Genomic DNA, 20,748 nt, shown 5'->3' on the forward strand with positions numbered 1-20,748 from the left:
GTGTCTGGGGTGGTATGGGATTCGAGCGCGTGTCAGGCGAGCGAGACGGACGCTCCGTCGGCCGCGGCCGAGCGGGTGACCGCGTCGATGATGGTGAGGTCGCGCAGGCCGTCCTCGAAGGTCGCGACGGGCGGCAGACCCTCGATGCCGGCGACCTGCTCGAGGAAGGCGCGGCACTGGTAGCCGAAGAGGTCGCCGACACCGAAGGAGACGCCGGGGAAGTCCATCGGCAGGCCGCCCTTGACGTAGGGGTGGGCCGGGCCGGCGAGCACCTGGTTGTAGCCGTCGAGGCCGTCGTCGCGCAGCTTGCGGATGACCGAGAACTCGGCGGGTCGGTCCATGTCCCACTTCGCGGCGCCGTGCTCGGCCATGAGGTCGAAGGCGAGCGAGTTCGCGTGGCCCGGCGCGATGCGCGAGATCGAGAAGGTGCCGACGGCGCCGGACTCGAAGTGCGCGGTGAAGGTCGCGACGTCGTCGTTCTCGACCGGCTCGCGCACGTCGGACAGCTCGGCCCTGGCGTGGCCGTAGGTCGTGCCGAGCGGCACGGCGCGCTCCGTGACCTTCGTCGTGAACGTCGCGCCGCTCACGGAGTCCATGGGCCCGCAGAGGAACTCGGCGAGGTCGATGAGGTGGCTGCCGATGTCGGCGAGGGCTCCGGTGCCGGGGCCGCCCTTGTAGCGCCACGCCATCGGGGTCTCGGTGCTGCGGGCGTAGTCGCACCAGTAGCGGCCGTTGAAGTGACTCACCTCGCCGAGCTCGTCGCGCAGCAGGTCGCGGATCGCGGCGACGGCGGGCTGGCGGCGGTAGACGAAGGCCGTGCCGGTCGCGAGGTCCGGGTGCTTCTCGGCGGCGGCGATCATGGCCCGGGCGTCGTCGATGCTCGCCGCGATCGGCTTCTCGCAGAGCACGTGCTTGCCGGCGTCGAGGAGGGCCTCGACGATCTCGCGGTGCAGGTGGTTGGCGACGACGACGCTGACGACCTGGACGTCGTCGGCCGTCAGCAGCTCGCGCCAGTCGGTGCCGTGGCGTTCGTAGCCGTAGCGGGCAGCAGCGTCCTTGGCGACGGCTTCGTCCGCGTCGATGACGGCGGCATGCCGGATGGGCGGCAGCGGCGGGTCGAAGAGCGTGGGGGCGGTGCGGTAGCCGGCGCAGTGCGCCCGTCCCGCCATGCCGGCGCCGATGACGGCGACGCCGATGGGTGACTGCGTCATGGGATGTACCTCTCTGGACATCTCGGTCAGGGTGGCGCAACGAGCGGTTTAAAGCGCTTTAAGTTACGATGGCTCCAGTGTGCGGAGCGCCGCCCGCGCCTGTCAACACTTTGTTCTGACAATCTGTCCTGAGTCCCTCCCGACGCCGCCACCCGAGCCGCCACCCGAAGGAGCCGTATGCCGTCCCGCCCCGCGCGCCCCCGCCTCGAGGACGTCGCCTCCCGGGCCGGTGTCAGCACCGCCTCGGCGTCCCTCGTCCTGCGTGGACGCCCGGGTCCGGGTGCCGCGACGCGCGAGGCCGTCCTCGACGCCGCCCGCGAGCTCGGCTACCGCGCCGACCGCACCGCGAGCCTCCTAGCCCGGCGGCGCACGCAGCTGCTCGGCGTGACGATGGACGTCAGCAGCACCTTCCACGCCGAGCTGCTCGAAGACCTCCAGGCCGCCGCCGACGAGCGCGGCTACGACATCGTCGTCAGCCCGCTGACGCGCACCCGCGACGAGCGCCGCGCCGTCGAGTCGCTCCTCGACTTCCGCTGCGAGGCCTTGTTGCTGCTCGGTCCCCGGCTGCCCGACGCCGAGCTCGCGGCGCTGGCCGAGGAGCACCACGTCGTGGCCATCGGCCGCCGGGCGCAGGCTGCCGGCGTCGACGTCGTGCGCGCGGCCGACGACGTCGGCGTCGGCCTCGCCGTCGAGCACCTCGTCGGGCTGGGTCACCGCGACATCGCCTTCGTCGACGGACCGCGCGGGCCGATCGCCACGCTGCGCCGACAGGGCTACCGCAGCGCCATGATGCGCCTCGGTCTCGCGGACGCGGCCGTCGTCGTCGACGGCGGGGGAGACGAGGAGTCCGGCGCCCGCGCGGCCGCAGCCCTCCACCTCCCCTCTGAACCGTCGAAGGGCCGTGAACCGGGGCCCGCCGACGGTCGGGCGGCAAAACGTGGCCGCGTGCGTATGCCGTCCGCCGTCGTCGCGTTCAACGACCGGGCCGCGCTTGGCCTCCTCGACCGCCTGCGGCGCGACGGTGTCGACGTGCCGGGGGACGTCTCGGTCGTCGGCTACGACGACAGCCCCATCGCCCGGCTCGCGACCGTCGACCTCACGAGCGTCAGCCAGATTCCCGAGGCGATGGCGACGGCCGCGGTCGAGGCAGCGACGCAGCGCCTCGACGAGGGGCGCACCGAGCCCGTCGAGCTCGTCCTTGAGCCGCAGCTCGTGGTCCGCGGCACGACGGCGCCGCACGGGTGACAGGTCTACCTGGCGCGGCGGCATACGCGAGCCGTGAGGGCCGGGGCGTCGGTGCGGCGGACTACGGTCGGGTCATGGCCGACAAGCTGACCCGACAGGCGGCGTCCGACGCCCTCCCCACGTGGCGGTTCCTGCTCCAGCGGATGCACCTCACGGTGCAGGCGCCCGACGTCGCGACAGCCTTCGACTTCGTCGCGCGGGTCGGCGCCGTGGCGGCGCCCCTGGGCCGGCAGCCCGACCTCGACGTCCGCGGCGCCCTCGTGCACCTCGCCGTGTCGACCGAGCCGGCCGGTGGCGTCAGCGACGCCGACATCGCGGTCGGCCGGGCCGTCGACGCCGTGGTCGCCGAGATGGGGCTGACCTCGCAACCAGGGACCCTCACGGTCGTCGAGATCGCCATCGACGCCATGGACATCGACGCCGTCCGGCCCTTCTGGGACGCCGTGCTCGGGTGGGACGTCATCGCCCGCGACGACGTGCAGGACCCGCTCCGCCTGGGCCCGGCCGTGTGGTTCCAGCAGATGGACGAGCCTCGGCCGCAACGCAACCGGATCCATCTCGACGTCACCGTCGCCCACGACGAAGCACCCGGACGCATCGAGCGGGCACTGGCCGCCGGCGGGCACCTCGTGTCCGACTCGAGGGCCCCGGCCTTCTGGATCCTCGCCGACCCCGAGGGCAACGAGGCGTGCGTCTGCACGTGGCAGGGCCGCGACCCCGTCCCGGGCTGACGCTCCTCAGTCCTCCAGCGCGGCCGACACCAGGCGCGCGAAGCGGCCCGGGTCGTCCACCCAGGGGAAGTGGCCGGCGCCGGGCTGCACGACGGAGCGGCCGTCGACGAAGAGCGCGGCGAGCTCCGCGCCGACCTCCGGGCCCGGCATGAGGTCGAGCTCGCCGACGATGACGCGCACCGGGGCGGTCAGTGACCTGAGTGCCGCCCGCGTCGTGGCCGTGTCGACGGCTTCGGCGCGGAAGGCCCGGGTGCCCCCGCGGTTGCGCTGGGCCTCGTCCGTCGCGGCGTGCCGCCGTGCGGCCTCGGTCCACGGCCCGTAGAGGAAGGGCGACATCGCCTGCCGCGTCGCCGGGGAGTCGTCGTCGGAGTCGAGGGCGACCCTGGCCGCCGCGAACCACGGCTCGCCGGAGCGCAGCGCGACGCGCTCCTCCCAGTCGTCCTCGCTGATGTCGAGGCCCACCGCCGAGGTGCCGGGGGCGACGAGCACGAGGCGACCGACGCGTGCAGGGTGGCGTGCGGCATACAGCAGGCACACGGATGCCCCGGCGGAATGGCCGAGGAGGTCGATGCGCTCGAGCCCGAGGTGGGCGCGGAGCGCGTCGAGGTCGTCGGCGAGCCGCGACGGGCCGTATGCCGTCGGGTCGGCCGGGTCCGGGGAGTCGCCGGTGCCGCGTGGGTCCGGGACGACGAGCGTGCGCCCGGCCACTCGCGCGAGTCCGCCGAGGTCCCCGAGGTACGCCGCGTCCCGGGCGGGGCCGCCGGGCCAGACGACGAGCGGGTCGCCGGTGCCCTCGGTGCGGTAGGCGAGCTCGGTGCCGTCGTCGGACGGGTAGGTCGGCATGGGTCCACCCTGCCATTCCGGACGGCTCAGACGGCGGCCGCTGCCGTGGCGTCGGCCGCTGCCCGCACGACGAGCCCGGCGATCTCCTCCGGGTGCGTGAAGAGGTTGTTGTGCGAGCCGCCGAGCAGTGACGTGCGCACGCTCGGCGCGCTGTCGGCGGACGAGGCGAGCTGGTCGAGCCACGTGACCGGCACGAAGGCGTCGTGCACCCCCGCGGTCACCGTCACGGGTACGGGCAGGTGCGCGATCCGCTCCTCGGGGGCGTCGTGGATCCCCGACTGGAGCATCGCGATGATGCCGGTGCGACCCCGGTAGACCTCCATCGCGTCGACCTGGTCGAGGCGGTCGTCGCGGTAGGCGAAGGGGGTGGCCCGGGCCAGACGGTGCAGGCGGCGTTGCTCGGGGGCGAAGGTCGTCCCGGCGAGCACGAGCGAGAAGTCCCGACGGCGGGCACTGAGGGCGAGGGCGGCGGTCAGAGCTGCTTGCCCGCCCGTCGAGTGGCCGAGCACGACGACGGGGTGCCCGGTGGCCTGGGCCTCGATCCAGCGCGCCGCGGTGAGGCCCGCGGCGTGGATCGAGGGGCTCGCCGGACGTGGCAGGTCGGAACCGAAGCCGGGCAGGTCGAGCACCGTGCAGGCAAGGCCGCGGGCGACGAGGGTTCGCGCGGTCGGGATCGTGTAGAACGTCAGACCGAGCCCGGGGAGGACGACGACGAGCGGCGTCGTGCGGGGCGCGTCGCCCCCGAGGGACAACGACCGCACGACCCGGCCCCGGAGGCTCGTGAACTGCACGCGCACGTCCGACCCGACGTCACGACCGAGCACATCATGCGGCTTCACGAGCGCACGCCGCGGCGCGTGGCCGGAGCCGTGCTGGCACGCACGACCAGCTCGGGCTCGATGACCACCGGGGCGGGCGGTGTCGTGCCGGAACCTCCGGCCGAGGCCCTGCCGTCGAGCCGTTCGKCGAGGGTGCGCACGGTCTCGGCACCGAGCCGCTCGGCGTCCTGGCGCACCGTCGTCAGGGCCACGTGCGGGTAGCCCGCCTCGGTGATGTCGTCGAAGCCGACGACGGACACGTCACCGGGCACGTGGAGCCCGGCCTGCCGCACCACGTCGACGAAGCCGATCGCGCAGCGGTCGTTGAAGGCCGCGACGGCCGTGGGTCGTTCGCGCGCGCCGAGCCCGAGGAAGGCGCGGGCCGCCTGGGCTCCCTCGAGCTCGCTGACGCCGCCGGGCAGGACCATCTCGGTCAGGGCCGGTGAGCGGCGCATCGCCGTGCGGTAGCCGCGTCGCCGCTCGGCCGCGCCCGCGATGCGACCGCCGTCGAGCAAGGCGACCCGTCGGTGGCCGAGGCCACGGAGATGCTCGACGGACAGGCGCAGCCCCGCGGCGTCGTCGGTGCGCACGACGCCGACCCCGCCACCGGGGACGGGCCGCAGGACGCTGACGACGGGAAGGCGTGCGGCGAGTCGCTCGAGCTGGGCCGTCTCCTGGCTGCTGCCGAGCAGGATGATGCCCTCGCACCGCTCGGCGAGCAGGGTCTCGACCGCGGCCACCTCCGAGCGTGACGGCGTGACGCCACTCAGGACGAGCTCGTAGGCCGCCGCGTCGGCGCGCGTGTAGAGGCTCTCCAGCAGGTCGCCGTGGAAGGCGTGCCCGACGGCGAACGTCACGCCGAGCGTGCGGGTGCGGCTGCTGCCGAGGCGGCTGGCGCGGGTGTCCGGGCGGTAGTCGAGCTCGCGTGCGGCGGCGAGGACGCGCTCGCGGGTCGCCTCGGACGCGCCGGCGACACCGCGGAAGACGATCGACACGAGGGCGCGCGAGACGCCCGCACGTGCGGCGACGTGCTCCATCGTCACTCTCTCGCTGCCCACGTCGCGACTCTAGAGCGCTCCATGAATGTCGGCCAGCCCTTGACCGGCGTGGCGGTGGGGCGCTTCAATGAGTCACGAACTAGAGCGCTCTAGTCACCATCTGCGAAGGAGCAGCCCATGACGCGCATCGACCCGGTCCGGATCGGTCTCATCGGAGCCGGCCGCATCGGCACCCACCACGCCACGACGCTGGCTCGGAGGCTCGGGGAGGCCGAGCTCGTCGCCGTCGCCGATCGCCGGGCGGCCGCGGCCGAGCGGCTCGGCGAGGAGCTCGGCGTCGACTGGCTCACCGACGCGCAGGCCCTCATCGACGACCCGCGGGTCGAGGCCGTCGCCATCACGTGCGCCAGCACCGCGCACGCCGCCCTCGTCATCGCGGCTGCGGAGGCCGGCAAGGCCGTCTTCGTCGAGAAGCCGATGGCGATGACCCTCGCCGACGCCGACCGCGCCGTCGCCGCGGCCCGAGCTGCCGGCATACCCCTGCAGGTGGGCTTCAACCGTCGCTTCGCCCGCGACTTCGCCGCCGCCCACGAGACGGTCGCCGCCGGGGGCATCGGGACGCCCCAGCTGCTCCGCTCGCTCACCCGCGACCCCGGCCTCGCCGACCCGGACGGCGTGCCGCCGTGGACGATCTTCACCCAGACGCTGATCCACGACTTCGACGCGCTCAACTGGTTCAACGCCGGCGCGACGGCCGTCGAGGTCTCGGTCATGGCCGACGCCCTCGTCGCACCCGACTTCAAGGACGCGGGCCTGCTCGACACCGCCGTCGTGACCATCCGCTACGACAACGGCGCGATCGCCGTCGCCGAGGCGAGCTTCTCGGCCGCCTACGGCTACGACGTGCGCGCCGAGGTCTTCGGCTCGGCCGGCATGATCACCGCCGGCAGCCCGGCCCACCTCAGCACGGCGCACTGGAGCGCGGCCGGGGTCGCGAGCCCGACGGCCCGCGCCGACACCGACCTCTTCACCGACGCGTATGCCGCCGAGCTCGCCGCCTTCTGCACCGCGGTTCGCACCGGTGGGCCCACGCAGGTCGGTGGTGAGGACGCCCGTGCCGCGCTGCGGATCGCGCTCGCCTGCGTCGAGGCCGTCGAGACCGGTGGCACCGTGACGATCCGCGACGCCGACCGCGTGGCGACCGGAGCGGGTGCCTGATGGCGAGCCCGTTCACGCTCGCGGTGAGCGCCGAGATGGTCTACCTCGACCTGCCTTTCGCGGAGCGGGTGCGCTGCATCCACGCGCTCGGCTTCCAGGTCGAGATCTGGGACTGGACGCGCCACGACGTCGACGAGCTCGTCGCCCTGCGTGACGAAGGGGTCGTCTACTCGTCGATGACGGGCTACGTCCGCGGCCGGCTCAGCGACGCGGAGGGGGCGGACGAGCTGCTCACGACCGCCGCCGAGTCGGTGCCGGTGGCGCAGCGGCTCGGCATCCCGCGGCTCAACCTCCACGGCACCGGCCTCGACGACCGCGGCCTGCCCGTGCGGCCTGAGCCGGTCGCGACCGGCCCGATGTGGTTGACGGCCCAGCGCACGCTCGGGCGCATCGCCGAGCTGGGGGAGCGCGAGGGCGTGACGTTCGTGCTCGAGAACCTCAACACTGCCGTCGACCACCCCGGCGTGCCCTTCGCGACCGCCGCCGACTGCCTGGCCCTCGTCGAGGCCGTCGACAGCCCGCACCTCAAGCTGATGCTCGACCTCTACCACGCCCAGATCGGCGAGGGGAACCTCATCGAGCTCTGCCGCCGGGCTCTGCCGCACATCGGCGAGATCCAGGTGGCCGACGTGCCCGGCCGTCGGGAGCCCGGCACCGGCGAGATCGCCTATCCGGCCATCGCGCGCGCCCTCGTCGAGATGGGCTACTCCGGTCCGGTCGGTCTCGAGGGCTTCGCGTCAGGCGACGACGAGGTGGCGCTGAAACGCTTCCGCGACGCCTTCACCCCCTGACGGTCGGCGCGGCACCCCCGGCACCGCCGGGTCCGGCTGGTTCGAGGTGATCCCGACACCAGCGTGCGTCGCAGGATCACCTCGAACCGCGGTGGGGGCAGGTCAGCCGCGGGAGCTGATCCAGTCGGGGAGGATGCCGCTGCCGAGTGCGGCCGCCCGCAGCGGCGCGGCCAGCTCGGCGACCCGGCGCGTGCCCTCGAGCCCCAGGTGCGCCCAGCCCTCGAGGGCCATCCGGTCCGTCTCGCGCTCGAGGTCCTTGCGGAACGCGAGCCCCTCCTCCGTGAGCGCATCGCCGTCGACGAGCCCCCGCTCGGTGAGCCGCTCGACGCCGGCCGCCCACTCGTCGTCCGACCAGCCGCGGCTCGACCGCATGAAGCCGGTGTTGCCGGAGAAGAGGCCGCCGATGACGATCGACTCGACCGGGTCGAGCCCGGCGCGGAGCAGCGCTGCCACGTGGCCGTCCCCGCGGTGCTCACGGATGAGGGTCGCGGCGTGCCAGAGCGCGAGGCGCGGCTCGTCCGGCCACGCGAGTCCGGCGTGAGCGGCATACAACGGGCGGCCGGGGGCCGTGAGGCCCGCGCAGACGGTACGGGAAAGGGCGAGCAGCTCGGTGACGTCGGTGTCGCCGACGACGCGGTCGAGCACGACGGCCATGCCGTCGCGACGGGCCTGCTGCACCTGCTCGGGGCTCGCCGCCGCCCACGACGCGGGCAGGGCCTTGGCATGCAGCCACGGTGCGAAGACGTAGAACGTCGCGGTCGGGACCTCGGGCCCGACCGCACCGAAGGCGGCCGACCGCGCGGCGAAGTAGCTGAGGCGCGGGTGCAGGCCGAGGGCGACATAGGCGTCGCGCACGTCGTCGGCGAAGTAACCGAGCACGTGGAGCGTCTCGAGACCTCCCCAGGCCTGTCGGGAGGCGCGGATGAGATCGAGGTCGTCGGCGGCGCGGCTCATGACGAGCACCCTAGGCGGCGAACCGGGGCGAACGTCGATGAGCCTCAGCGGACGACGAGCGCGAGTGCCGAGACGATGGTCGCGGCGAGCACGAGCTGGTCGAAGCGGGTCTGGCTGAGGCGCCGTGCGGTGTGGAGCCCCAGCCAGGTGCCGACGAGCACGAGCGGAGCGAGCAGCACCGTGCGCCAAAGGGTCTCCACGCTGAAGAGGCCGAGTCCGATGCTGAAGGGCAGCTTGCAGAGGTTGACGCCGAAGAAGAAGAGCGCTCCGGTGCCGAGGAAGCGGCGCTTCTCGACGCCCTGCGCGACGAGGTAGAGCGTCATGACCGGGCCGGCAGCGTTCGCCGTCATCGTCGCGAAGCCCGCGGCCGCCCCCGTGCCGAGCGCGGCGGCGCGCGAGGAGCCGACCCGGGCCGTGTCGGGGGAGCGCCACGTGAGGACGAGCTGGAGCGCCGCGAGGACGAGGAGGAGGCCGCCGATCGCGCGACGCAGCGTCGTGTCGTCGACCCACGAGAGGAAGAGGGCGCCGAGGGCGAGTCCGGGCAGCACGGCCGGGATGAGCCGCTTGAGCAGGCCGGTGTCGGCGTCGCGGCGATAGTGCCAGACGGCGACGACGTCACCGATGAGGAGCAGCAGCAGGATCGCCGCCGTCGACTCCTTCGTCGGCAGCACGAAGGCGAAGATCGCGATGGAGATGCTCGCGACCCCGCCGATGGCCGTCTTGGCGAAGCCGATGAGCAGCGCGGCGACGCCGAGCAGCACCAGCGACGTGACGGTCATGGGGTTGGAGCGTAGGCCGCCGCGGCCGGGGGCGTCCGTCCGTCCACGGCATCCGGCCTCGGGTCAGACGCCGCGTCAGACCCCGAGCGAGGCGCCGAGCTTGCCGAGCAGGCGAGCGAGGGTGGCGCGCTCCGACGTGCTGAGTGGCTCGAGCAGGCGCGCCTCGTTGGCGAAGTGCTCGGGCGCCGCGCGATCGATGAGCTCGCGCCCCTTCTCGGTGAGCACGACGATGCGGCTGCGGCGGTCGCCGCCTGCGACCCGGCGCTCGACGAGCCCGGCGCCCTCGAGCCGGTCGAGCCGCTTCGTCACCGCGCCCGAGGTCACCATCGTCTGGTCCATCAGCTCGGTCGGGGTCAGCTCGTGCGGCTCCCCGGTGCGGCGCAGGGTGGCGAGCACGTCGAAGTCGCCCTCGCCGAGACCGTGCGCGTTGTAGACCTTGACGAGCTCGGTCGTCAGGGCCAGGGCGACGCGGTGCAGGCGGCCGATGACGAGCACCGGGGTGACGTCGAGCTCGGGGCGGACGGCGGCCCACTGGTCGACGACGTGCTGGGCGTGGTCCTCGTGGTGCTCCATGGGTGGAATATATCTTCTCCGGAAGGTATTTTACCTTCCATGGAAGGCAATCGAGCGAGCTGGACGAACATCGCGCTGACGGCGCTCCCCGCCGCCATCTGGGGATCCACGTATGCCGTCACGCAGCAGTGGCTCCCACCCGGCCGTCCGCTCTTCGCCGCCACCGTGCGAGCCCTGCCCGTCGGCCTGCTCATGCTCCTGTGGCTCCGGCGCCTGCCCCGGGGCGACTGGTGGTGGCGCTCGCTCGTCGTCGGCTCGCTCAACATCGGGCTCTTCTACGCGCTCCTCTTCTTCGCGGCCTACCGCCTCCCGAGCGGCCTCGGCGCCACGCTCGTCGCGACCGCCCCCATGGTGACGATGGGTGTCTCGTGGTTGCTCCTGGGCCAGCGACCTGCCCGGGTCTCGGTGGCGGCCGGGCTGGTCGGCCTCGTCGGGGTCGCGCTGCTCGTGCTCCAGAACGGCCTCGACAAGCCGCTCGACCCGGTCGGTCTCGGGGCCGGGCTCCTCGCCGTCGTGCTGTCGTCGTGCGGCTTCGTCCTCACGAGGAAGTGGGCGCCCACCGACGACGTCGTCACCATGACGTCGTGGCAGCTCGTCGCGGGTGGCCTCGTCCTCCTGCCGATCGGGCTCGTCGTCGAGGGCGCGCCACCGCCCCTCGACCTGCCCGCCGTGGGGGCGCTCGTCTACCTCGGTCTCCTCGGCAGCGGCGTCGCCTACGTCCTGTGGTTCCGGGGCCTGGCGATCCTCGGCCCGACCTCCGCCTCGATCATCGGCCTCGTCAACCCGGTGGTCGGCGTCCTGCTCGGCGTCGCACTCCTCGGTGAGCGCTTCGGTCCGGTGCACCTCGTCGCGATGGTCCTCGTGGTCGGCAGCGTGCTGGCCGCCCAGGACCCGGTCCGGGCCCGCTTCTCCCGGCGCGCCCCGTCGACCGGCGAGCGCGCGTCGACCCGAGGGCATACGCCCGCTCTTCCCAGCGGGGCTCCGGCGGGTAAGGCTGTGGCATGGCCACCGACACCGACCACACCTTCGACGTCATCGTCATCGGGCTCGGACCGGGCGGTGAGCACGTCGCCGGGAGCCTCGCCGAGCGCGGCCTGCGCGTGCTCGGCGTCGACCGCAGACTCGTGGGGGGCGAGTGCCCCTACTGGGGCTGCATCCCGTCGAAGATGATGATCCGCGCCGCTGACGCGCTCGCCGAGGCCCGTCGTGTCGACGGGCTGGCCGGGTCGGTCGGCGACGTCCTGCCCGACTGGTCGGTCGTCGCCACGCGCATCCGCGAGGAGGCCACCGACGACTGGGACGACAGGGTCGCCGTCGAGCGACTCACCGGCAAGGGCGCGACCTTCGTCCGCGGCACGGCCCGCATCGCGGGGCCGGGACGCGTCGACGTCGACGGCACCGCCTACACGGCGACGACGGGCATCGTCGTCAACACCGGCACGACGGCTGCGATCCCACCCGTCGACGGCCTCGCGGACACGCCCTACTGGACCAACCACGACATCGTCGAGGCCACCGAGCTGCCCGGGTCGATCGTCGTGCTCGGCGGCGGCGCCATCGGCTGCGAGCTGAGCCAGGTCATGGCCCGATTCGGCGTCGACGTGACGATCGTCGAGGCTGCCGACCGCATCCTCGCGCTCGAGGAGCCGGAGGTCTCCGACCACCTCGAGAGTGCGCTCGAGGCGGACGGCATCTCCGTCCGCGTGGGTGTCGGCGCCGAGAAGGTCACCCACGACGGCTCGACGTTCACGGTCACGCTCGCCGACGGCTCGACGCTGGCGGCTGAGAAGCTCCTCGTCGCCACCGGCCGCCGCGCCGACCCCGCCGCCGTCGGGCTCGACACGGTCGGCGTCGCCAAGGGCTCGCGCACCGCGCCCGTCGACGACCGCTGCCGCGTCGCCCACGGCGTCTGGGCCGTCGGCGACATCACCGGCAAGGGCGCCTTCACGCACGTCTCGATGTACCAGGCGGGTGTCGTCATCCGTGACGTCCTCGGCGACGACGGCCCACCGGCCGAGTATGCCGCCCTCCCGCGCGTGACGTTCACCGATCCCGAGGTCGGTGCCGTCGGGCTGACGGAGGCCCAGGCTCGCGAGAAGCTCGCGAACGTCCAGGTGGGCGTGACCCAGCTCGGCGAGACGACCCGCGGCTGGATCGCCAAGGCGGACGGTCTCATCAAGGTCGTCGCCGACGCCGACCGCGGCGTCCTCGTCGGCGCCACGACGATGGGTCCGGCCGGGGGAGAGGTGCTCGGCGCGCTCGCCGTCGCCGTGCACGGCGAGGTCCCCATCGAGCGGCTCCGCTCGATGATCTACGCCTACCCGACGCTCCACCGCGGCATCGAGGACGCGCTCGGTCGCCTCGCCTGAGGTCGCGGCGAGCCGACCGCAGCGGGCCGCGCCTGCGGCGGTGCGTCGTGTGGTGGAGCAGTGACCTGGCGACATTCGGGCGACGGGGCGGTGACGGCTGTGCGGCGCGCGGGCGACGAGTGTCCGGGCCTGCATGGGCGACTCGAGCCGGGCGATACGGTGAGCGCATGGCACAGCGACTGCTCGCCCTCGACCTCGACGGCACGACTCTCAACCACATGGGCGAGCTCTCCGACCGCGTCCGCGACGCCGTCCAGGCCCTGCCCGACGACGTCGCCGTCGTCATCGCGACGGGCCGGTCGATCATCGCGACGACGCCGATCCTCGAGGCTCTCGGTCTGCGCCAGGGCTACGCGATCTGCTCCAACGGTGCGCTGACGCTCCGCCTCGACCCGTCTGCGGCAGAGGGCTACTCGATCATCGACATGGTGACCTTCGACCCCCAGGCGGTGCTCGAGAAGATGCGCGTCGCCCTCCCCGACGCGCTCATCGCCGTCGAGGAGCCCGGCGTCGGCTTCAAGGTGAGCAAGCACTTCCCCGACGGCGAGCTGATGGGTGAGTCGCGCGAGGTCGACTGGGAAGAGCTCATCGCCCACCCCGTCACGCGCGTCACCCTGCGCCAGCCCGAGGCCACGGCCGAGGAGTTCATGGAGATGGTCGAGCGAGCCGGTCTGCACGGCGTGTCGTATGCGGTCGGCTGGTCCGCGTGGCTCGACATCAACCCGGAGGGCGTGTCCAAGGCGAGTGCCCTCGAGCTCGTCCGTCGCCAGCTGCGCGTCGAGCCGATCCACACCGTCGCGTGCGGCGACCAGCGCAACGACCTCGAGATGCTGCACTGGGCCGCGTGGGGCGTCGCCATGGGCAACGCCCCCGATCAGGTCAAGGCCGTCGCCGACGAGGTCACCGGCCACGTCGACGACGACGGCCTCGTCCCGGTGCTCGAGGCCGTCGCGCAGGCCGCGCGTGCCGGCATCGCCTTCCGCGAAGGCGTCGAGTCGGCCGCGACCGCGCGGCTCGCGCTCTAGACCCGGTAGGCCACCGAGACGTCGCCGAAGGACTCTCGGGTGTCGTGTCGAGAACGGTCCGCCCCGTTCGACGTAGAGGTGAGCAGGGTCCGACGACCGTGCACCGACCGCAGGAGGAGACCGCCATGCGCTTCATGATCATCGTCCACAGCACCCCCGAGACCGAGCAGGGCACGACCGGCACCGAGCAGCAGTTCGCCGACATGCAGGCCTACAACGAGGAGATGCTCAAGGCCGGCGTCTTCGTCGACGGGCAGGGGCTCCACCCCACCGCCAAGGGTGCCCGCGTCACGTACGAGGACGGCGACTGGGTCGTCACCGACGGGCCGTTCGCCGAGGCGAAGGAGCTCGTCGCCGGCTTCTCGATCATCGATGTCAGCTCCCGCGAGGAGGCGCTCGAGTGGCTCCGGAAGTGGCCGGTGTCGTGCGCACCCGACCCCGGTCAGGCACTCGAGCTGCGCCAGGTGTTCGCCGCCGAGGACTTCGGCGACGCCTTCTCACCCGAGCTGCGGGAGCGCGACGAGCAGATGCGCGCCGAGGCCGCTCGCAACGCCGCCCAGGGCTGAACCGACACCGGTTCGTGCCACAGTGTCGGGGTGTCATCCACCGCCGACCAGACCGACGAGACCACGTCACAGGCCACCCGGGCATCCCACGACGACGTCCAGCGCACGCTCGAGGCCGTGTGGCGCATGGAGGCCGCCAAGGTGACGGCCGTCGTGGCCCGCGTCGTCGGCGACGTCGGCCTCGCCGAGGACCTCGCGCAGGACGCGTTCGTGCAGGCGCTCGAGCAGTGGCCCCGCGACGGCATCCCGACGAAGCCGGGTGCCTGGCTGACGGCGACCGCGAGGCGGCGGGCCATCGACCGCATCCGGCGCGACGTCAACCTCGCGAGCAAGCTGCAGCAGGTGGGACACATGGAGGAGCTGCGCATGGCCGACCTGGCCGAGGGCGACTTCGACGCCGCGCTCGAGGACATCGACGACGACGTCCTCGGCCTCGTCTTCGCCGCGTGCCATCCCGCCCTGACCGCCCAGGCGCGAATCTCGTTGACGCTGAGGATGATCGGTGGCCTGACGACGCGCGAGATCGCCCGGGCCTTCCTCACCACCGAGCCGACCATCGCCCAGCGCATCTCGCGGGCGAAGAAGACCCTGAGCCAGGACGGCGTCACCATCGAGGTGCCGTCGGGTGCCGAGCTGGCACCACGTCTCGCGTCGGTCCTCGAGGTCGTCTACCTCATCTTCAACGAGGGGTATGCCGCCACGTCAGGTCGCGACTGGGTGCGTGGCGACCTCATGGAGGAGGCCATCCGGCTCGGGCGCGTGCTCTCGGCCCTCGCGCCCGGGGAGCCCGAGGTGCACGGCCTGCTCGCCCTCATGGAGATCCAGGCCTCGCGCACGCGGGCCCGCATCGGTCGCGACGGCGAGCCCGTCCTGCTCCTCGACCAGGACCGCACGAAGTGGGACTGGGCCCTCATCCGCCACGCGCTCGCCGCCCTCGAGCGCGCCGTGTCTCTCGTCGACCCCGGCCGCGGGGCGACCGGCCCGTACGTGCTGCAGGCCGCCATCGCCGCCTGCCACGCCCGCGCCCGCACGGCCGACGCCACCGACTGGGCGCGCATCGTCGCGCTCTACTCCCAGCTCGGAGCCAACCGCCCGTCGCCCGTCATCGACCTCAACCGTGCGGTGGCCCTGTCCTACGCCGACGGGCCGGCCGCCGCACTCGAGGTCGTCGACGGACTCGTGGCGTCAGGCGCGCTCGCCGACTACCACCTGCTGCCGAGCGTCCGTGGCGACCTGCTCGCCCGCCTCGGCCGCGACGAGGAGGCCCGCGCCGAGTTCGCCCGCGCGGCCGGGATGACGCAGAACGACGCCGAGAGGGCGCTCCTGCTGCGCCGCGCGGCCGGCGAGGACTGACCTCCACCGGCACGAAAGCGCCGACGGGGTCGATGTATCAGGACTACCGTCGAGAGACCCTGCACTGACAACGGCTCTCGATCGGGTGGAGGTCTGCCATGGCCGTGGTGCACCAGAGCTGTGTCGGCTACGGCGCCGAGCCCTTCGCGTCGCTCGTCGCCGACTACCCCGGTGACGACGTCTACCCGTCGGCCGACTTCCGCACCGAGTGGGGGCCTGTCTTCCACCGCGGCCGGCTCGACGGCAGCGCGCGCGTGCTCGTCCTCGGCCAGGATCCGGCGACGCACGAGGCGATCTCGCGCCGCATCCTCGTCGGTGAGGCCGGCCAGCGCGTCCAGGGGCTGCTGGCCAAGATCGGCGTCCACACGGCATACGCCATGGTCAACGTCTACCTCTACAGCGTCTTCGGGCAGGCGGCCGGCAGCCGCCACGCCAAGGACGCCGCCATCGCGGCCTACCGGCACCGCTGGCTCGACGCCCTTCTCGTCGGCACCGACGTCACGGCCGTCGTCGCGCTCGGCGACCTCGCGGCGACGGCGTATGCCGCGTGGGCACGGACCCAGCCCGCCACCGCTGCGTCGCTGCACCTCGCAGCAATCCGGCACCCCACCTACGCAGAGGGATTCGCGCGTGCGTCGGGCAAGCCGCTCGCCGAGACGACCGCCTCGCAGCTTGCGAACTGGAACGACCACCTCGGCGACCTCGCCGCGCACGTGACCCCCGAGGGGCCCACCGACCTGACGCCGTATGCCGCCACGTGGGGTCCCACGGACCTCGCACCCATCCCGGAGGTCGACCTCCCACCTGGCGCGCCCGCGTGGTGGCGCGACGTCGACGCGTGGGCGACCCGCACCGGTGACGACAAGCAGACGAAGCGCGCGACGATCAGCGTCGTCGTCCCGAAGGGAGCCCGCACATGGCCAGCTCTGTGACCCGGCCGGCACGACCCAGCGCCGGCACGACGTCCGCCCGCGAGCACTGGGATCCGGGCGGGTCCGGTGGTGGCTCGGGCCCGTTCGCCAAGGCGTACGCCCGCGGCATCACCGAGGAGCTGCCCGAGCCGACGCGCCGCTCCCGGGCGCTGCCCCCGGCCCCCTTCGCGCTGCACGGTGCCGTCATCACCCCCGACGGGGCGTGGTCGAGCGGCTACGTCACGGTCTCGGGCGGGGTCATCGACCGAGTCTCAAAGAGCAAGCCGACCGACGTCGCCGTGCTCGAGACCGACGGGGTCATCCTGCCCGGCCTGCTCGACCTCCACGGACACCCGGAGTTCAACGTCTTCGCCGCGTGGGAGCCGCCGAAGCTCTACGACAACCGCTACGCGTGGCGTCGGTCCAAGCCCTACCAGGCTCTCGTCCGCGACCCGCAGAACCTCCTGCTGACAGAGGTGCCGCCCAAGACGCAGACCCGCTACGCCGAGGTGCGCGCGCTCGTGGGCGGCGTCACCGGCATCCAGGGCGCGTCGGGTGCGAGCAGCGCGTCGTCCGAGCCGCTCGTGCGCAACCTCGACCAGTGGGCCTTCGGCGCGCACCGCGCGCGCTCGATGATCGACCTGCCCTCGGGGTCGTTCGGGCTGCCGAGCTTCGAGGCCGTCATGGCGCGGATCACGGCCGGCGACGTCAACGCCTTCTACCTGCACCTGTGCGAGGGGAAGCGCGGGGATGCCGTGAGCGCCAAGGAGTTCCAGCGATTCCTGACGCTCGGCGGGGCGACGTCGGCGACGAACATCATCCACGGCAGCGCCCTGACCGCCGACGACCTCCACACCGTCGCAGAGCTCGGCTGCCGGCTCGTGTGGTCGCCACAGTCCAACCTGCGCCTCTACGGCGAGACGACCCTCGCGGGCGAGGCCGTCGCGGCCGGGATGCCTGTCGCCCTCGGCGCCGACTGGCTGCCCTCCGGCTCGACGAGCCTGCTCGCAGAGATGAAGGTCGCCCGCCGTGAGCTCGCCCGCCAGGGTCACCCGATCGCCCCAGCCGACCTCGTCGCCATGGTGACGTCCGTCGCCGCGCGGCTCGCCGGGCTCGACGACCATCTCGGCGCCGTCGCGGAGGGCCGCCCGGCCGACCTCGTCGTGCTCGAGCGGCACCACCCGGACCCCTACGAGAACGTGTGCCTCGCCGACCCCTCATGGGTCGACCTCGTCTGCATCGGGGGCGACGTCACGTACGGCCGCGCCGACTGGTTCGGGCAGCTGTCCGGTGCCGCGACCGGCACGACGATCGAGGACCTCACCGCGTGGGGCAAGCCGATGCGGCTCGACACCGGCTACCAGGGCGGCACGGACGTCCCGTCACTGACCGCCGTGCGCACCGCCCTCACCGCCGCGTACCCCGCCGTGGGCCCGATCTTCGCCTGACGGCACACGCCCGCCTCGGCGCGCCCTCCGCTCGCGGCGGCACAGCGTGGAGCCAGCCGCCCAGCGGCTCCTGTGTGTCGCTGACCCCGACGGGTGCGGCTGCGCTCGGGCCCAGCGGCCGCCGCCCGAACACGATCCGAACACGACCCGGACCGAGGCTTCACCTGGGTGCGCGAACGTAGGGGCCATGAACACCGACACCCGCCGGACGACCGGCCTCATGCGCTCCTCCACCGCCCTCGGGGCGGCGGTCCTCGTCCTCGGCAGCCTTGCGCTCGGCGCCTGCTCGAAGACCGACGCGACCGGCACCGCCGCCAGCGCCATCGGTGCCGCGCCGATGCAGGACTCGGCAGCCGGCGACGGCGACACCATCGACCTCGTGTCCGCGGCCGTCGAGACGCCGGCCCTCGACGACTCGACCCAGGTGGCGGCCGCCGCCGCGAAGGGCGACCGCAAGGGTCTGCGCGCCCGGATGCTCCGGGCGCTGCACGGCACGTGGGTCACCGAGGGCACGTCCGGTCCGGTCACCCACCAGGCGATCCGCGGCGACGTCGCCGCCGTCTCGAAGGGCTCGATCACGGTCAAGGCCAAGGACGGCTTCTCGCAGACCTTCGCCGTCGCAGCCGACACCAAAGTCCGCGTCCGCTCCAACGGCAAGGGCGCCGACTCGACCATCGGGGCCGTCACGGTCGGCGCCAAGGCGCTCGTCGCCGGCGTCGGTGCGACGAACCCGACGGCCCGTCTCGTCGTCTTCAAGGTCACGACGTCCCAGTCCGGCGGCTCTCCCTCCCCGAGCGCGACGAGCTGAGACGCGGCACCCCGTCCGGGGACGGGCCGGACGGGGTGCACAGTCGAGGGAGGCGCCCCGCACCCAGCGGGACGCCTCCCTCATTCACGGTCGGCACGGCATACGACCGGGTATGCCGTGTGGCCGGCCGGACGGCCCACGTCCCGTCAGGCGTGCGGCAGCGAGGACGCCTCGTCCTCGGGCTCGGCGACCGGGTCCGGGGCGGCGTCGGCCCGCTTGTTGGCCGCCAGGCTCGTCACGGTGACGACCGCGAGGATGCCGATGATGACGCCGAGCGAGAGCAGCGTCGGGATCTCCGGGACGGCCGGCCACACGCCGTGGCCCCAGTGCAGGACGAGCTTGACGCCGATGAAGGCGAGGATGAGCGACAGGCCGTGGCCGAGGTGCACGAGCTTGGCCAGGGCGCCCTCGAGGACGAAGTAGAGCGCCCGGAGACCGAGGAGGGCGAAGGCGTTCGTCGCGAAGACGAGGTAGGGGTCGCCGGTGATGCCGTAGACGGCCGGCACGGAGTCGATGGCGAAGACGATGTCGGTGCCGAGGATCGCGACGGCGACGAGGGCCAGCGGCGTGAGGGCCCGCGTGCGACCCTGGCGGACCGTGAGGCTGGTGCCCGCGTAGGTGTCGGTGACGGGGTAGAAGCGGCGGATCAACCTGACGCTGCGCAGCTGGTCGACGTCGATGCTGTGGTCGGTGTGCGACAGGGCGTCGCGCCCGACCTTGACCGCTGTGGCGAGCAGGATCGCGCCGAAGAGCAGGAAGGTCCAGGCGAAGCTCGCGATCATCTGCGCGCCGAGCGCGATGAAGATGCCGCGGAGCACGAGGGCGCCGCCGACGCCGATGAGCAGCACCCGCTGGCGCAGCTCGCGCGGCACGGCGAACGCCGAGAGCAGGATGATGAAGACGAAGAGGTTGTCGACAGACAGCGACTTCTCGACGATGTAGCCGGTGTAGTACTCGACGCCCTGCTGGGAGCCGTACTGCCACCACAGCCAGCCGCCGAAGACGACGGGGATCGCGATGTAGAAGGCCGACCAGCCGATCGCCTCGCGCATGCTCGGGTCATGGGGGCGGCGGGTGATGAGGAAGTCGATGACGAAGAGCGCGACGATGCCGGCGATCGTGGCGATCCACAGGATCGGCGAGCCGATCGACTCGGTCGATCCAGCGGGCGGCGCCGGGGTGGCGGCGGACAGGGCAGTGAGCATGGGTCTCCTCAGAACGTGATGTCTGAGGTCTCCTTCACCGACTGCCGTCGGCCACGGACCGGGGTGGTCGTCGGACCACCGTACTGACCGGAACGCGCGAGGAAGTACTCCCCTCGCGGATGATTCTACGGGCGGCGCGGCCGGCGCCCAAACGGCCTGTCGAGGGTTGCGGTGTCAGGCCTCGCGGGTGGCTCGCACCGCGCGGCCGGCGAGCTCGTCGGAGCTGACCGGGCGAGCCCCGGCGGTCCAGTCGGCCTCGTCCCTGGCGTACTGCAGCCCGTAGGCCGGTTGGCCGGGCTGGGTGCGCCAGCCCTCGGCGAGCGGGCCGAGGTCGAGGGTGTCGTAGCCGATGGCGTCGAAGGCTCGGCGCACGGCGTCCTTCGCGGCGGCGTCGTCGCCGGCGATGGCGAGGGCGGTGCGGCCGTCCGCGCCGGCGTGCAGCAGCGGCTGGGCGAGGTCGCGCAGGTGCTGGAAGTAGATGTTGTTGAAGCCCTTGACGACGTGTGACTGCGGCAGGTGCGCCTGGAGCAGCTCGGAGCTCGTCGTGGAGCCGTCGTCGAGAGCCTCGATCTGGCCGTCGCGCTGGGGGTAGTAGTTCATGGTGTCGATGACGACCGTGCCGGCGAGCTCGTCGACCGGCACGTCGCGGTACGCCTTGAGCGGGATCGTCACGACGACGAGGTCACCGGCCGCTGCCGCCTCCTGCGTCGTGGCGGCTCGGGCGTGCGGACCGAGCTCGGCCACGAGGTCCGCGAGGGTCTCGGGACCCCTGCTGTTGCTCAGCACGACGTCGTGTCCGGCCGCGATCGCGAGCCGGGCGACGGTGGCGCCGATGTTGCCGCTGCCGATGAAGCCCCAGGTGGTCATGCCACGTCAACCGCCGGAGTGCCCGGCCCATTCCG

At 73.0% G+C, this 20,748-nt stretch carries 20 protein-coding genes and 1 pseudogene; 12 read left to right on the top strand and 9 right to left on the bottom strand.

The genetic code is table 11. The features are described 5' to 3' along the window. Positions 1–32 precede the first annotated feature (32 nt). Positions 33–1,211 carry a Gfo/Idh/MocA family protein gene (locus tag AB4Y83_RS11490; protein ID WP_442296956.1) on the bottom strand — a complete coding sequence of 393 codons (1,179 nt, stop codon included), beginning with the start codon at positions 1,209–1,211 and terminating at the stop codon, positions 33–35. Between the two features lie 177 nt (positions 1,212–1,388). Between AB4Y83_RS11490 and AB4Y83_RS11495 the strand changes: the two genes are divergently transcribed. Both AB4Y83_RS11495 and AB4Y83_RS11500 read left to right on the top strand, forming a co-directional pair. Then, on the top strand, positions 1,389–2,456 hold the full coding sequence (locus AB4Y83_RS11495; protein ID WP_442296957.1) for a LacI family DNA-binding transcriptional regulator: 1,068 nt from the start codon (positions 1,389–1,391) through the stop codon (positions 2,454–2,456). Positions 2,457–2,530: 74 nt separating this feature from the next. Then, on the top strand, positions 2,531–3,187 hold the full coding sequence (locus AB4Y83_RS11500; RefSeq protein WP_442296958.1) for a VOC family protein: 657 nt from the start codon (positions 2,531–2,533) through the stop codon (positions 3,185–3,187). Positions 3,188–3,193: 6 nt separating this feature from the next. Here AB4Y83_RS11500 and AB4Y83_RS11505 read toward each other — a convergent pair whose 3' ends face one another. The 3 genes from AB4Y83_RS11505 to AB4Y83_RS11515 are packed head-to-tail and all read right to left on the bottom strand — an operon-like array spanning position 3,194 to position 5,906. Continuing rightward, positions 3,194–4,030, bottom strand: a complete 837-nt coding sequence (locus AB4Y83_RS11505; protein WP_442274243.1) for an alpha/beta fold hydrolase — start codon at positions 4,028–4,030, stop codon at positions 3,194–3,196. Between the two features lie 26 nt (positions 4,031–4,056). Then, positions 4,057–4,869, bottom strand: coding sequence for an alpha/beta fold hydrolase (locus tag AB4Y83_RS11510; RefSeq protein WP_442296959.1), 813 nt, complete (start codon positions 4,867–4,869; stop codon positions 4,057–4,059). Then, entirely contained in the window at positions 4,866–5,906 is a 1,041-nt protein-coding gene (locus tag AB4Y83_RS11515) for a LacI family DNA-binding transcriptional regulator (RefSeq protein WP_442296960.1), read from the bottom strand. Before AB4Y83_RS11515 ends, AB4Y83_RS11510 begins: the two co-directional genes overlap by 4 nt. A 117-nt stretch (positions 5,907–6,023) precedes the next feature. On the opposite strand from AB4Y83_RS11515, the gene AB4Y83_RS11520 reads away from it, so the two are divergent. Next, positions 6,024–7,064, top strand: a complete 1,041-nt coding sequence (locus AB4Y83_RS11520) for a Gfo/Idh/MocA family oxidoreductase (RefSeq protein WP_442296961.1) — start codon at positions 6,024–6,026, stop codon at positions 7,062–7,064. Then, the gene (locus AB4Y83_RS11525) at positions 7,064–7,855 is read left to right on the top strand and encodes a TIM barrel protein (protein ID WP_442274247.1); all 792 of its coding nucleotides are present in this window, start codon (positions 7,064–7,066) and stop codon (positions 7,853–7,855) included. The genes AB4Y83_RS11520 and AB4Y83_RS11525 overlap by 1 nt, the downstream gene beginning before the upstream one ends. Positions 7,856–7,957: 102 nt before the next feature. Here AB4Y83_RS11525 and AB4Y83_RS11530 read toward each other — a convergent pair whose 3' ends face one another. The 3 genes from AB4Y83_RS11530 to AB4Y83_RS11540 all read right to left on the bottom strand — a co-directional run bounded on the left by AB4Y83_RS11530 (position 7,958) and on the right by AB4Y83_RS11540 (position 10,161). Beyond that, the gene (locus AB4Y83_RS11530) at positions 7,958–8,809 is read right to left on the bottom strand and encodes an SCO6745 family protein (protein WP_442274248.1); all 852 of its coding nucleotides are present in this window, start codon (positions 8,807–8,809) and stop codon (positions 7,958–7,960) included. 44 nt (positions 8,810–8,853) lie between these two features. Beyond that, positions 8,854–9,588, bottom strand: coding sequence for a sulfite exporter TauE/SafE family protein (locus AB4Y83_RS11535; protein WP_056774618.1), 735 nt, complete (start codon positions 9,586–9,588; stop codon positions 8,854–8,856). Between the two features lie 75 nt (positions 9,589–9,663). Next, positions 9,664–10,161 carry a MarR family winged helix-turn-helix transcriptional regulator gene (locus tag AB4Y83_RS11540; protein WP_056774616.1) on the bottom strand — a complete coding sequence of 166 codons (498 nt, stop codon included), beginning with the start codon at positions 10,159–10,161 and terminating at the stop codon, positions 9,664–9,666. Positions 10,162–10,200: 39 nt separating this feature from the next. Between AB4Y83_RS11540 and AB4Y83_RS11545 the strand changes: the two are divergent. The 8 genes and pseudogenes from AB4Y83_RS11545 to AB4Y83_RS11580 form a co-directional block, all read left to right on the top strand. Next, positions 10,201–11,028: pseudogene (locus tag AB4Y83_RS11545) on the top strand (DMT family transporter); the annotation flags it as partial. Positions 11,029–11,162: 134 nt separating this feature from the next. After that, positions 11,163–12,530: a dihydrolipoyl dehydrogenase family protein gene (locus AB4Y83_RS11550; protein ID WP_442274249.1), complete on the top strand. Its 1,368-nt coding sequence runs from the start codon at positions 11,163–11,165 to the stop codon at positions 12,528–12,530. 167 nt (positions 12,531–12,697) lie between these two features. After that, entirely contained in the window at positions 12,698–13,555 is an 858-nt protein-coding gene (locus tag AB4Y83_RS11555; protein WP_442296962.1) for an HAD family hydrolase, read from the top strand. A 98-nt stretch (positions 13,556–13,653) separates the two neighbouring features. Beyond that, positions 13,654–14,121 (top strand): YciI family protein, encoded by a 468-nt coding sequence (locus AB4Y83_RS11560; protein ID WP_082619629.1) that lies wholly within the window; start codon positions 13,654–13,656, stop codon positions 14,119–14,121. Positions 14,122–14,151: 30 nt separating this feature from the next. Further along, positions 14,152–15,474 (top strand): RNA polymerase sigma factor, encoded by a 1,323-nt coding sequence (locus AB4Y83_RS11565; protein ID WP_442274252.1) that lies wholly within the window; start codon positions 14,152–14,154, stop codon positions 15,472–15,474. A gap of 98 nt (positions 15,475–15,572) precedes the next feature. Next, positions 15,573–16,406 carry a uracil-DNA glycosylase family protein gene (locus AB4Y83_RS11570; RefSeq protein ID WP_442274253.1) on the top strand — a complete coding sequence of 278 codons (834 nt, stop codon included), beginning with the start codon at positions 15,573–15,575 and terminating at the stop codon, positions 16,404–16,406. After that, entirely contained in the window at positions 16,391–17,833 is a 1,443-nt protein-coding gene (locus AB4Y83_RS11575) for an amidohydrolase family protein (protein ID WP_442296963.1), read from the top strand. Before AB4Y83_RS11570 ends, AB4Y83_RS11575 begins: the two co-directional genes overlap by 16 nt. 187 nt (positions 17,834–18,020) lie before the next feature. Then, entirely contained in the window at positions 18,021–18,641 is a 621-nt protein-coding gene (locus AB4Y83_RS11580; RefSeq protein ID WP_442296964.1) for a hypothetical protein, read from the top strand. Between the two features lie 146 nt (positions 18,642–18,787). On the opposite strand, the gene AB4Y83_RS11585 is transcribed toward AB4Y83_RS11580, so the two are convergent. Both AB4Y83_RS11585 and AB4Y83_RS11590 read right to left on the bottom strand, forming a co-directional pair. After that, complete coding sequence (locus tag AB4Y83_RS11585) at positions 18,788–19,846, bottom strand: TerC family protein (RefSeq protein WP_442274256.1); 1,059 nt, start codon at positions 19,844–19,846, stop codon at positions 18,788–18,790. Between the two features lie 174 nt (positions 19,847–20,020). Beyond that, positions 20,021–20,713, bottom strand: a complete 693-nt coding sequence (locus AB4Y83_RS11590; protein WP_442296965.1) for an NADPH-dependent F420 reductase — start codon at positions 20,711–20,713, stop codon at positions 20,021–20,023. Between the last annotated feature and the right edge of the window lie 35 nt (positions 20,714–20,748).

The organism is Terrabacter sp. RAF57, from assembly GCF_052113925.1.
In the GTDB taxonomy this organism is placed as follows: domain Bacteria; phylum Actinomycetota; class Actinomycetes; order Actinomycetales; family Dermatophilaceae; genus Terrabacter.